The organism is Citrobacter freundii complex sp. 2024EL-00216 (assembly GCF_043945515.1).
GTDB classification, from domain to species: Bacteria; Pseudomonadota; Gammaproteobacteria; order Enterobacterales; family Enterobacteriaceae; genus Citrobacter; species Citrobacter portucalensis.
The window spans coordinates 1-12,827 of the sequence record NZ_JBIMRA010000027.1 but is presented as its reverse complement, the minus strand read 5'-3'; the positions used below and the strand labels follow the sequence as shown (position 1 = coordinate 12,827).

Annotated in this window: 12 protein-coding genes and 1 pseudogene; 6 read left to right on the top strand and 7 right to left on the bottom strand. The window is 52.9% G+C overall.

The features are described 5' to 3' along the window. Positions 1–16: 16 nt before the first annotated feature. Positions 17–1,051: an NADP-dependent oxidoreductase gene (locus ACHHZ7_RS22335; protein ID WP_060682180.1), complete on the bottom strand. Its 1,035-nt coding sequence runs from the start codon at positions 1,049–1,051 to the stop codon at positions 17–19. A gap of 58 nt (positions 1,052–1,109) precedes the next feature. Further along, positions 1,110–1,685, bottom strand: a complete 576-nt coding sequence (locus tag ACHHZ7_RS22330) for an XRE family transcriptional regulator (RefSeq protein ID WP_060682179.1) — start codon at positions 1,683–1,685, stop codon at positions 1,110–1,112. Between the two features lie 37 nt (positions 1,686–1,722). Between ACHHZ7_RS22330 and mddA the strand changes: the two genes are divergently transcribed. Both mddA and ACHHZ7_RS22320 read left to right on the top strand, forming a co-directional pair. Beyond that, positions 1,723–2,241, top strand: coding sequence for an L-methionine sulfoximine/L-methionine sulfone acetyltransferase (gene mddA, locus ACHHZ7_RS22325; protein WP_060682178.1), 519 nt, complete (start codon positions 1,723–1,725; stop codon positions 2,239–2,241). After that, complete coding sequence (locus ACHHZ7_RS22320) at positions 2,238–2,687, top strand: DMT family transporter (protein ID WP_008784831.1); 450 nt, start codon at positions 2,238–2,240, stop codon at positions 2,685–2,687. Before mddA ends, ACHHZ7_RS22320 begins: the two co-directional genes overlap by 4 nt. A 64-nt stretch (positions 2,688–2,751) precedes the next feature. Here the strand turns inward: ACHHZ7_RS22320 and ACHHZ7_RS22315 are convergent, their stop codons facing one another. Both ACHHZ7_RS22315 and ACHHZ7_RS22310 read right to left on the bottom strand, forming a co-directional pair. Then, a complete protein-coding gene (locus tag ACHHZ7_RS22315; RefSeq protein ID WP_003020183.1) occupies positions 2,752–2,985 on the bottom strand; it encodes a YdcY family protein in 234 nt (77 codons plus the stop codon). A gap of 17 nt (positions 2,986–3,002) precedes the next feature. Beyond that, a complete protein-coding gene (locus ACHHZ7_RS22310) occupies positions 3,003–4,601 on the bottom strand; it encodes an ABC transporter substrate-binding protein (RefSeq protein WP_060682177.1) in 1,599 nt (532 codons plus the stop codon). A gap of 282 nt (positions 4,602–4,883) precedes the next feature. On the opposite strand from ACHHZ7_RS22310, the gene ACHHZ7_RS22305 reads away from it, so the two are divergent. The 3 genes from ACHHZ7_RS22305 to ACHHZ7_RS22295 are packed head-to-tail and all read left to right on the top strand — an operon-like array spanning position 4,884 to position 11,336. Further along, complete coding sequence (locus tag ACHHZ7_RS22305) at positions 4,884–6,191, top strand: SrfA family protein (protein WP_060682176.1); 1,308 nt, start codon at positions 4,884–4,886, stop codon at positions 6,189–6,191. Between the two features lie 4 nt (positions 6,192–6,195). Further along, on the top strand, positions 6,196–9,177 hold the full coding sequence (locus ACHHZ7_RS22300) for a virulence factor SrfB (protein WP_060683725.1): 2,982 nt from the start codon (positions 6,196–6,198) through the stop codon (positions 9,175–9,177). After that, complete coding sequence (locus tag ACHHZ7_RS22295; protein ID WP_060682175.1) at positions 9,174–11,336, top strand: virulence factor SrfC family protein; 2,163 nt, start codon at positions 9,174–9,176, stop codon at positions 11,334–11,336. Before ACHHZ7_RS22300 ends, ACHHZ7_RS22295 begins: the two co-directional genes overlap by 4 nt. A gap of 19 nt (positions 11,337–11,355) precedes the next feature. Here ACHHZ7_RS22295 and ACHHZ7_RS22290 read toward each other — a convergent pair whose 3' ends face one another. Beyond that, positions 11,356–11,529 (bottom strand): GhoT/OrtT family toxin, encoded by a 174-nt coding sequence (locus tag ACHHZ7_RS22290; RefSeq protein WP_003020198.1) that lies wholly within the window; start codon positions 11,527–11,529, stop codon positions 11,356–11,358. 192 nt (positions 11,530–11,721) lie between these two features. Between ACHHZ7_RS22290 and yncL the strand changes: the two genes are divergently transcribed. Continuing rightward, on the top strand, positions 11,722–11,817 hold the full coding sequence (gene yncL / locus ACHHZ7_RS22285; protein ID WP_071524268.1) for a stress response membrane protein YncL: 96 nt from the start codon (positions 11,722–11,724) through the stop codon (positions 11,815–11,817). Between the two features lie 119 nt (positions 11,818–11,936). Here the strand turns inward: yncL and ACHHZ7_RS22280 are convergent. Then, positions 11,937–12,650: pseudogene (locus ACHHZ7_RS22280) on the bottom strand (AraC family transcriptional regulator); the annotation flags it as partial. 30 nt (positions 12,651–12,680) lie between these two features. After that, on the bottom strand, positions 12,681–12,827 hold a 147-nt coding region (locus ACHHZ7_RS22275), incomplete at its 5' end, for a Tn3 family transposase (protein WP_395149212.1).

Genomic DNA, 12,827 nt, shown 5'->3' with positions numbered 1-12,827 from the left:
CATCAGTTTTTACGCATCACTCCTCAGCAAGACGAATCACTACCTTGCCGAAGTTTTTGCCAGTCAGCAGACCGATAAAGGTTTGTGGCGCATTTTCCAGACCGTCGGTCACCTGCTCGCGGTAGTGGATTTTGCCCTCTTTAACCCAGCGCCCCATCTCCCGCTGAAACTCATGAATACGGTGTCCATAATCCTGACCAATGATAAAACCCTGCATGCGGATACGCTTTTTCAGCAGCGTTGCCATTAACAGCGGTAATCTGTCAGGTCCGGCCGGAAGCGACGTTGCGTTATAACCGCTGACCAGGCCACAAAGCGGGATGCGTGCTGAGGTGTTGAGTAACGGCAGGACAGCATCAAATACTTTTCCACCGACGTTTTCGTAATAAATATCAATACCCTGCGGGCAGGCTTTTGCCAGTTGTTGCGCAAAATCTTGTGCGTGGTGATCGAGACAGACATCAAAACCCAAGACCTCGGTGGCATGTCGGCATTTCTCTGCCCCACCCGCCACACCGATCACCCGACACCCCTTAAGCTTACCGATCTGCCCGACCGTTGCGCCAACCGGCCCGGTTGCGGCAGCTACCACCAGCGTTTCCCCGGCTTTTGGCTGACCGATATCCAGCAGGCCCATATAAGCGGTAAACCCCGGCATACCCATAACTCCCAGCGCCCAGGAAGGATGCTCGGGATGATCGCCAAGCTTCACCAGCCCGTTACCGTCGGAGATGTCATAGTCCTGCCAACCGCTGTAGCTCAATACCCATTCGCCTGGCTGGTAGTCCGGATGGTGGGATGACACCACGCGACTTACGGTACCCCCCACCATAACACCACCAATCTCTACTGGTGGTGAGTAAGATGGCTCATCGCTCATGCGGCCACGCATGTAGGGATCAAGGGAAAGATAAACGGTGCGCAACAACATCTGGCCTTCGCCCGGTGTTGCGACTTCATCTTCTTCAAGACGGAAGTTCTCTGGGACTGGCGCGCCATGTGGACGGGAAGCCAGTACCCAACGACGGTTACGATTAGTCTGTTGACCCATGATGTGCTCCTCTGCTTTTGGCATGAATCCATCAATAGTAGCAGCCCGTTCCTGCTATTTAGCTGACGATGTGATTTAACCGCACAACCAGGTAAACGCAGGGTTGCGCGGCTTCATTGATAAACCGACAGTCATTCGGCGGGCCAAGTTCCAGGCAATCACCTGCCTGCATTTCATGGCGTACGTCCCCTTCGACAAAGACTAATTCTCCCTGCTGTAACCAGATAAGTTGTCTGGCCTGCACATAGGAAGAGGCTGGCATTGGGATATCACTTCCGGCGGGTAATTCGATCTGCACCAGATCGATAGGCAGATCGCTGCGCGGTGAAACATGGCGGCGCAGATAGTGACTTTGTGGATCGTGCCAAACAGGCTGATCGACGAATCGCAGCAGCTTGCCCTCTTGCATTTCAGCCCGCGCAATCAGGGTAGACATGCTAATGCCAAACGCGCCGGAAAGCCTGCCCAGCAGCGTAGCCGTTGGACTACTCTCGCCGCGTTCTATTTTATGGATCATGGCCCGCGACACACCCGCGCGCTCGGCAAGTTCCGTGAGTGACCAACCGCGAGATTCCCGCTCGATGCGAATTCTTGCACTGATCCGTTGATTTATGCTGTCTTCAATAGTATTCATATTGTAATACTATAGTGAACAAGCCCTGAGGTTCAACATGTCAATTCGATTTGCCAGCAAAGAAGACTGCGCCGCCATTGCAGAAATCTACAACCATGCGGTACTGCATACGGCGGCTATCTGGAACGATCAAACGATCGATGCCGAAAACTGTATTTCCTGGTATGAAGCCCGCCAATTGATGGGGTATCCGGTGCTGGTGAGTGAAGAGAATGGCGTGGTTACGGGATACGCCTCCTTTGGCGACTGGCGTAACTTTGATGGCTTCCGTCATACCGTTGAACATTCGGTGTATGTTCATCCTGAACATCAGGGAAAAGGGCTAGGACGGGCACTGCTCAGCAGACTGATAGACGAAGCCCGCGCATGCGGCAAGCATGTGATGGTGGCAGGTATTGAGTCTCAAAATCAGGCATCACTGCATCTGCACAGCTTGCTGGGCTTTAAAACCACCGCGCAAATGCCGCAGGTTGGCACTAAATTTGGGCGGTGGCTGGATCTGACCTTCATGCAATTACAGTTAGACGATCGCCGCGAACCGGATGCCCTTAGATGAACCAGACGCTGACCCTCTCCTTTCTGATTGCCGCGGGTATTGGTCTGGTGGTGCAAAATACCTTGATGGTACGCATCACCCAGACATCCTCGACGATCCTCATCGCCATGTTGCTTAACTCGCTGGTTGGGATCGTGCTGTTTGTCAGCATATTGTGGTTTAAGCAAGGTTTGGCAGGGTTTGGTGAACTGGTATCCAGCGTGCGCTGGTGGACGCTCATCCCCGGCTTGTTGGGATCGTTCTTTGTTTTCGCCAGTATTAGTGGATACCAAAATGTAGGCGCCGCCACGACGATTGCGGTACTGGTGGCTAGCCAGTTAATCGGCGGGCTGGTGCTGGATATTCTACGTAGTCACGGCGTGCCGCTGCGGGCGCTGGTAGGCCCGGTCTGTGGCGCGGTGCTGTTGGTCATCGGGGCGTGGCTGGTGGCGAGACGTTCATTTTAATTGCCTGATGGCGCTTCGCTTATCAGACCTACAGAACGTGCCTGTAGGTCGGATAAGGGAAATATCAGAGGATTGTGCCGCCTTTGGTCAACTGTTCGCGACGGGCTTCCATATCTTCTTTATGCTGACGGCCATGATGTGCGATAGCCGTACGCAAACGCTGTTGCTGGGTATAGCGGTCTTCCCGGCTCAACGCGACATCATCGCTGAGTTCAATCAGCAATTCATTCATATGCGTAATGACGCTCTCTTCAATGGCGGCATCAACACGTGCGCTGACCTCATCCAGATGCGACATAACCTCTCCTTAACTCATTAATTTAATTTTGCTTTTGAAAAATCACTGCCCATCAAGCTGACGCTGTATCCGCTAACGTTGCTGCGCGTAGCATAGAACGTTTTACCGTTTGCCAGGGCTATCCACGGAGCCTGCTGGTAGAAAATCTCTTGCGATTGCTGGTAAAGCGCGGCGCGCTCTTCCGGTTTACTCACCAGCTTCGCCTTTTGAACCAGCGAATTATACTCTTTATCGCACCAGCGCGCGGCGTTAGATCCGGTTTTTATGCTGTCGCAGCCCAGCAGCACATCGGCGAAGTTATCCGGATCGCCGTTGTCTGACATCCAGCCAAACAACGCGGTGTCATGCTCACCTTTACGCATTCCGGAGAGATATTCCCCCCACTCGTACGACACAATTTTCGCCTTCACGCCCACCTTTGCCCAGTCGCTCTGGATCATCTCAGCAATCCGTCGGGAGTTCGGGTTGTAAGGGCGCTGAACCGGCATTGACCACAGCGTCGCTTCAAAGCCGTTTTCCAGCCCCGCCTGCTTCAGCAGATCTTTTGCCTTTTGCGGGTCGTAAGCGTAATCCTGCAGATCTTTATTGAAGCCCATCATATTCGGCGGAATCGGTGATTTTGCCACCGTACCGGAACCTAAAAAGACGGCGTTAATAATGGCCTTTTTATCGGTCGCGTAGTTTAGCGCCTGACGCACCAGTACGTTATCAAACGGTTTTTTCTCGGTATTAAACGCCAGATACCCGACGTTTAGCGCTTCAACTGAATGCAGCGTCAAATCTTTATTCTTTTTAATCTCGTCAAACTGTACGGGGGCTGGCGCCGGGATTATCTGGCATTCATTGGTTTGCAGTTTTGCCAGCCGCGTCTGGACGTTTGGCGTGATTGAGAAGATCAGGTGCTTTGTTGGAACGGTGCCATCCCAGTAGTTCGGGTTAGCGAGATAGCGGATTTGCGAGTCCTGCTTGTACTGTTGCAACACGTAAGGCCCGGTGCCAATCGGCCAGTTATCGACGTTTTCCGGGGTGCCTTTTTTCAGCATCGCGTCGGCATATTCCGCAGAAAGGATGGAGGCAAAATCCATACCCCAGTCGGCAAGAAACGCGGCATTAGGTTCATTGAGGACAAACTGAACGTGATAATCATCGACCTTCTTCACTTCTTTAATCAGTTTATCCAGACCAACATCGTTAAAGTATTCGTAGCTTCCCTGAGAAACCTTGTGATACGGATGATCGGCATCTTTCTGCCGTAATACCGAGAAAATCACGTCATCTGCGTTGAAGTCGCGGGTCGGTTTAAAGAATTTATTACTGTTGAATTTCACGCCCTGACGCAGGGTAAACGTGTAAGTCTTACCATCCGGGGAAATCGTCCAGTCCGTTGCCAGAGACGGTATCGGGGTATTCTTTACTGGATCAAAGTTGATGAGTCGGTTGTAGAGCACCTGTGAACTGGCCACAAATGAAGGACCTGAACTGGCGATTTGCGGGTTAAATGACTCCGGCGATGCTTCAGAGCAATAGATGATGGTGTCAGTATTGGCCGCGAACGCAGCGCCTGACGGTAAGACGGCGCTGAGAGCCAGCGCGAGTAACGTTTTCCTTGCAATCATGGTTATAAGCCTTCTTATTTTATTATTAACAGGGATATCAGAGCATAGCTGACAAAAACTGACCAATAACAAATCACTATCAGGTTATTCTAATCCGGTGTATTTCGCTGAATAATTCATCACTCCAAGCGAATTAATTTCCCTTAAGTCTTTTTCAAAACGTCAAGATTTTTCCCGGCACTCTATGCCATGAAAATTAGCCCCTTTTTGCCTCTCTTTCGCCGTTTGCTCGTTTTTATAAAACGTAAAGTAGATACGTGAAGAAGTCTAAGGGGTAACAACGTGGCAAAAACTCTCTTGCGCAGCGGCAATTTGGATGACTATCAGGCCGTAGGCGGCGGTGGTCAGGCCGTGTTTGATTCAGCATTGCAAATTCGTGAAACGCTTCGTCTGCGTAAACAGCAGGCGATGGTGGATTGTCTGGCGATCCCACAAATTAACGACAACGGCGATCGGGTTGACTGGTATTCCCCGATAGAAGGGAAAGCCGTGGCGTGGAAAGCCGCTGATGAAGAAGCACGTTTTCGTGCGCTGCGCTATCTGGGGAGCACGCTGGAAAATGCGGCGACCCTGAGCCGTAAAAGCCTGCAATCGGGGAAAACTTCCCTACAGCTGTTTGGCTCACTGCTCGAAAAAGCCATCCAATTTCCCGGTGAAAATCACGTGTTTCTGGTTGATGGCAAACCCGTTATTACGTTCTGGGGCTTCGTCAATCTGAATGAAAATCCCCGCGACGATGTGCTCGACTGCCTGCGCATTGCCGATGTTCCTCCTGTGGTTACCGTAGCAGAGCCAGAACAGGAAGAAGAAATCGCACCGGAAATTACCTTTGCCGAGGCCGATGTCCCCTTACTGACGCCGGTCGTTGATCTGCCAAAACCGGCTGAACCTGAACCTCAACCCCCGGTTATTGTTAACGAACCTGAAGTCACTGCCCCGCCGGTACATGAAAAGCCCATACGCCGCATATCGCTGTGGAGCCTACCCGTTGCCGCAGTGATTATTGCAGCCATCGTTGGGCCGCTGCTGTGGAAGCAACAGACCACCCAGCCCGTACCCGCAGTAGCCGCTATTGAAGTCGCTAAGGTTGATATGGCACCGCTGCCAGCACTGACATCTGTACTGCCCCTGCATCGTGCTGAAGTGACTCCCGCTGCGAAGAAAGAGAAACCTGTCGAAGGACCGGTGGTGATCGCCGCGATTCCAAAAGATGCGCTGGTGATGGATGCCAACCAGATGAAGGCAGGAACGACGCGTTTTCTCAACGGTAACTGGCGCGTCATGGTCGATGTTAAAGATCCGGTGAGCGGCAAAGCGCCGTCGCTGCGCTATCAGATCCAGGCCAATAAAGGCACTGCGCGCGTGGTTCATGGTGACAACATTGTTTGTCGTGCCGAGATTTTCTCTGGTTTGCACCAGTCGGGTGAATTAATGATTAAGAGTCGCGGCAATGCCCGTTGTACCGACGGTTCACGTTATCCGATGCCTGAAATTACCTGCAAAGCGGGAACCAATGACGTCGCCGCCTGTACCGCGCGTTATGACGATCACGCGGAAATCCCTCTGACGATCAAAAAGATAGGTGCCTGATTTTATGTTGGTGAATCTGTGTGATTACAAACAGAGCGTGACGCTCATCGCCAATAGCGGTGTGCAATTTCTGGATTTCGGCCTCACGCCGCAGGAATCTGCGCACCATGGACGCTTTGTGCGCAAAACGGCAAACGGTCCGCTACTGAGACTAGACTTCGATCTGACGTCAGGACGCTATACCCTACCGGGCAGCACCGGCGCGCAACCCGAAGTGGTGAAGCCGGAAAGTACTCAGACGCTGCACTATTCGCTGGACGTGCTCGACGGCGTCTGGCTGCCGCTGCCGTTTTTGCGCTTTAACCCGCCGCGTACGTTTGTTGAAGGCCCGGATAACTGGGCTCGCGTGCAGGTGCGAAAGCTGCCGCAGCCGGACAGCGCGGGCAACACCCACCGTGTTACCGTAGCGCTGGACAGCCAGCTTACTGAAAATGCCCCTGCGGCGTTAACCCCCAACGAAAATGATCTGCTTAACGGTACACGGTTTGCGCTGGCCTGGCATGACAACGAAATTGCTGATTTCCTTGACCAGACCTGGATTGACGGCTGGTTGCGCGAATCTTTTATGCACCATGTCACCCAACATGAGAACCGCTCAGAACAAGAGATCCAGCAGGCGCTGCGTAACTTTGAATACCAGGCGCACTGGCTGAATGTGCTGACCCTGTTAGGTGAGCAGCTTTCCGTCCCGGAAGTGAAACTGGTTACGCACACCCTTAGCACACCCGCCATTCCCGTCGATCTTATTTTGGATATCGGTAATACCCATACCTGTGGTGTCCTGATTGAAGATCACGGGGATGCCAATGACGGGCTGCGTCAGACCGCTGAATTGCAGGTCCGTTCGTTAAGCGAGCCGCAGTTCCTCAACGATCCGCTATTCACCAGTCGGCTGGAGTTTTCCGAAGCACGCTTTGGTAAGCAGCACTTTTCCGTTGAGAGCGGACGTGATGACGCCTTTATCTGGCCGTCGATTGTGCGTGTGGGTGATGAAGCCCGTAAGCTGGCGATGCAGCGTATGGGCACCGAGGGCAACAGTGGGATCTCAAGCCCGCGCCGCTATCTGTGGGATGAAACTCCGGTGTTACATGACTGGCGCTTTAGCCAGATGAATGGCAAAACCCAGCGCGAACCGCTGGCTACCGCCTTCCCGCTGATGAACCTGATGAACGATGACGGGCAACCGCTGTTCAGCCTGCCGCAGGACGATCGTCTGCCAGTGTTCTCACCACAATACAGCCGCAGCACGCTGATGACACATATGCTGTGCGAAATACTGGCCCAGGCGCTGGGGCAAATTAACAGCGTTGCGACGCGTTTGCGCCTCGGATTCCCGGCGTCTCCTCGTCAGTTGCGGACGCTGATCCTGACCCTACCGTCGGCGATGCCCAAACAGGAGCGCGAGATTTTCCGCCTGCGCATGTTTGAAGCTATTGCCCTGGTCTGGAAAGCGATGGGCTGGCACCCGCAGGATGAAGACTTCACCACCCGTAAGCAGCAGGAAAAGAGTGTGGTTCCCGTACCTGAAATTCAGATGGAATGGGATGAAGCCAGCTGCGGGCAACTGGTGTGGCTGTATAACGAGGCTATCTCACACTACGATGGCCACACCGAATCGTTCTTTAACGCCCTTGCCCGCCCGGACCGTTTGCCGGAGCCTGGTGAGACTAAAGGTCGAGCACTGCGCGTGGCATCGATCGACATTGGCGGCGGGACAACGGATATGGCCGTCGTTCATTACCAGCTTGATGACGGCGTTGGCGCGAATGTCAAAATTACCCCGCATCTGCTGTTCCGTGAAGGTTTTAAAGTTGCGGGCGATGACATGCTGCTGGACGTGATTCAGCGCTGCGTGTTGCCTGCGCTGCAAACCCGCTTACAACAGGCTGGCGTGACCGACGCCGCCGCATTGCTGGCCACGCTGTTTGGCGATTCCGGGCGCATTGACACCCAGGCGATTTTGCGTCAACAAACGGCGTTGCAGCTCTTTATGCCGCTTGGTCATGCGGTCCTCTCTGCCTGGGAACAAAGCGATATTAACGATCCGGTCGCAGGGCTACATGCCACCTTTGGCGAACTCCTGAGTCAACAACCCACGCGCAACGTGATGAACTACATCCAACAGGCTATCGACCATGCGTTGCCAGCAGGGTCGCCAGCGTTTGATGTTCTGAGCGTGCCGTTACAGGTACAGTTCAGGCAGTTACAAGAAGCACTATTGGCGGGGCAATTTACCCTGACTTCCCCACTGCACGCGGTTTGTGAGGCCATTTCACACTATCGCTGCGATATCTTATTAGTGACCGGCAGACCCGCCTGTTTACCCGGTGTACAGGCGTTGATCCGCCATCTGCAACCTGTTCCGGTTAATCGTATGATCTGGATGGATAACTACCGCGTGCATGAGTGGTATCCGTTCAGCCAGCAAGGGCGGATTGGTAACCCTAAATCCACCGCTGCTGTAGGCGCTATGCTGTGCAGCCTGGCGCTGGATTTGCGTTTGCCACGTTTTAACTTTAAAGCTGCCGATATAGGCGCTTACTCGACCGTACGCTTTCTCGGTGTGCTGGATAATACGGTCAATACCCTGCGCGATGAGAACATCTGGTATCACGATATTGATCTGGATAAACCTGGGGCGAAGCTGGATGCCCGGTTGCATTTCCCGTTACGTGGCAACGTGACGTTAGGATTTCGGCAACTGGCAAACAGCCGCTGGCCTGCCACGCCGCTGTATACGCTCAGCATAAACTCTGCCGAACTGGCAAAAACTATCGCCGGAGATGGCGTGTTGAATGTTCGGCTGCAGCTACGCGGCGGCAGCAAAGAAAGTGGCCCGGAATTCTTCATCCTGAGTGATGCCTGGTTACAGGATGGCACCCCCGTTGCCGCCAATGCCTTAACGTTAAAACTGAATACGCTGGCAGACCGTCGTCATAGCGGAAGCCATTACTGGATTGATAGCGGGAGCGTGTACCTGAAATGAGTAAGATGTTAAATACCGGGCAGGCCGCCATCGAGTGGGTGGTAGATACCCGTCAACGTGCGGCGCGTCTTGATGATGAAGCGGATGCCCTGCTGGCACAGCTTACGCTAGCCGCAGTGAGTGAATCTGCGTTGAAGGAGACCTTTTCATCGCAAGGATGTATAGGGTTATACGGACACTCACAATCGGCAAAAGCACATCTGCTGGCAGCATTGTGCTGCAATGCCACTGGCAAAGTGAATATTGTTACCCCGGATCGCAGCTTTGATTATTTCTCGCATATTAATCCGGGCCATGCACCAACCAATATGGCGATCCGTTTTACGCGCGATGAAAATCCGCATGATAGCGAATGGCCGTTGCGTCTGCGGTTACTCAGTGAAGCCGAACTGGTACAGCTATTTATCGCCCAGTTCAGCGCGCTCCCGGGCAACCGACAGGTCGAGAAATCGATTATTGAGGCGCGCCTGGAAAAATGGCAAACGCTGCGTCAGCGTCACCCGGTGCCGGGCATTACCGCACATGATGTTGCGGCAATTGGTCGTTTCTGGCGCTCCTGCGTACCGGCAAACCAGCAGCAAATTGACGATGCACTATGGTATCAGTTTGCCACGTTGCTGCCCGCACTTGACCTGACTACCCGGGCAAACGCCTGGGCGTTACTGTGGGGAGAACAACCAGAGCTGACGCAGCAGTGGCTGGCGCTGGCGCACACGTTGCAACAAACCGGACACGCGCAAGAATTAGCGGCCCCGCTGAGTCTGCTGGTTGATCATTTTGGTTTACCGGCCGAAAGTTTCCTGACCCAGGTGGCATTGACCGGCAATAATGAGACGCAAAGCGATGTGGTGGTTCATCCGATTGAAAATCATCAGTTGCTCAATGCGGTCAGTCTTTCTTTGTCGTCACTGGCGCTGCTCACGCGCGAGCTGGTTCTGACGGTTGAAGACTCGGTGCTGGAGAATGTCGATCTGCTCGATATTCCCCTCGCCCCGGATGCTCATCCTAACCCACTGTGGCAGGCAAAATTAGGCTGGATGCTGGAACATTATCGCCAGCACCTGCAACCGGATGTGCTCTTAATCTGCAACGCGGTCTCTGCCCGCGCCCAGACGCCCGCCATCACCCGCAAGCTGTTGGGCTGGGTCAACGATACCCAACCTGTTCATGATGCCGCATTACCGGGCGTGGTTTGGGCCATCACCCCACAGGATGCGCGTTTTAGTACCCAGCAAAACCTTGATGAATCCGTGCAGCAATTAATGGGCAAGCCCGGGCTGCATTGGGGTACATTGCAGGCGCTGGATAAACATAGCTTACAACGTCTTGTCGAATGGCTGACTCAGGCAACCTCACCACAGCAGCGCCAGGCCAAGTTGACTTCTCTACGCGAGCAGCATCAACAGCGCATCCGCGAAACGCTGATAAGCTGGATTAATCCCGCTCAAGCTGAATCGGATAGCCACGAGTCGGTGATCCGCCAGTTACAGGCGCAAGCGGCAAAACATGGCGAACTGCTGGATGGTTTGCTCCCGCCGATGCGCATTTTTGAGTCGCTGCTGCGTATTCAGCAACCACGCGAGGAGCAGGTAAGCGGTTTATTTAATGAAGAGATTGACCTGTTTGCCGAAGTGCGTGACACACTACACTCGCCGGAAAGTCAGGAGACCGGATATCAGGCACACAAAATGTGGATTAACCACGTGCGCCAGTGGTGTCGCGATGAAAATAATGCCCGCCGTTTACGACTCGATCCCCGTACGTTAAGGCTGGTTGCCGACATTCTCGTCACCACCAGCTATCGCCTGGAGATGCCACAACGCTTACAGCGCATTATGCAGCGAGAAAACGTCTGTGCCGCGCAGTTACACGCCGATATTGGTGATTTTATTACCTGGCTTGGATTTGCCGACGTTGCTGAGGAACAGCGCCCTGCCAGCAGGATCCAAAAAGGATCGGCTATTTTTAGCGCGCCGAAGCAATCGCCGATGCTACGCCTGACGAAGCTGGATGAACAACCCTCGCATGGTGCAAGCCGTTACGTTTACGACTGGCTGGTTGCCTTGTACACCCGTGCGAATGAGAATGCGGGATATCAGCACCCACAGGATGTCTCTGAAACCGACAAAAAACGATTAGATGCCCTGCTTTTCTCCTGAAACGGCGTATACGCCGTCATCAGAAAAGAGAAAACATCAGCGCAACGGGAAAACTCATCGGCCAGGTCGCCCCGACTAATACCGCGCTAAGAAAGCGGATCCGCTTTTTATCGCGGGAAAGAAACCAGGTGATGATTGCCGTGATGACGGCCATCACCGCATAAAAAACCAACATTTTTTGGTATAGGGACATTTAAGGCATCCTGGCCAGAAGAGAAAATCGCGCGCAATATGCTATTTTTCATGACTCACATCAAGTTTTATTAATTAATTTAAGAAAAACGGCTGTAAAACAACCCATTTTCATTATGTTCAGAATTCGTACTATTGCGGATAGTTATAAGCCGTACTATACCCATAAGGGTTAAAACGAAAGGTGGCAAAAATGAATGTTTCCAGTAAAACTGTGGTGCTGATAAATATATTTGCTGCTGTAGGACTTTTCAGTCTGATATCCGCAAGGTTCGGCTGGTTTGCTTGATGTAACGCTTCTTGATTAATTGCAGCGTCCGCTGGCAGAGAGGATCTTCTCTCTGCCATCAGTAAACAATCTTCCCACTCTGCTATCACTGGGTAAATTATCCTTAATATGTAATACCCCTAATCCTTCTGCGGCATTATATTGCCCGAATAACGGCCAGGTGTTGTGCCGGTATGTTGATGGAAGAAAGCAATAAAAGCACTGTCGCTGACAAACTCCAGATATTGCGCGACCTGGCTGATATGGCATCCATCAGCCAACATTTCCATGGCTTTTAACAACCTAAATTGCTGTCGCCAGTCCTGATAATTCATCCCGGTATCCCTGATAAATATTCGGCTGATCGTCCTCTCGCATGCCCCAACCTGTCGGGACAATTGATTCAGTCGTGGTGGCAATTCACCCATGCGTAATCCCTTGAGCCACTCGTTAAGCCGTGGATCTGAGGGGTACTGCAATGTCCAGTTTTCACTGCGGGCGGCACGCATTTCCTCACAAAAAACGGCAATGAGGCTGGACTGCTGTGCGGCAGGCATTTCCCATGGCCAGAAGGCCATACGTTCTATCACTTCAAAAAACAGCGGATTAACTTCGACTATCTGCAGCGGTAACTCAGATAACGGCAATGTGGTTGAAAAGTACAAAGAGCGATAAGCCATCACACCACGCATTATGGCGCGATGTACCGTGCCTGCCGGGATCCAAACCGCACGGCGTGGCGGTAGCAGACACAGGGCCTGCTCCAGTTCAATCGTAATACTTCCCGCTGCCGAAAAAAGTAGCTGATGACGAAGATGACTATGCCGCCCGGAATCATGTACGCCCATATCGGGGTCGGTTCCGGCTGAGGGCGAAATGACACCCTAAGCTTTCGGTTCCTTGTGCCAAAGATATTCGCCAGTCAGTAGAATGTGCGCCCAGCCCAATGGGGATATGTGGGGAAGAAATTCAGGGGGAACATCCAACCCTTCGTTCCGCCGCTCCGTGACGGCATGACCAAGATGGACGGT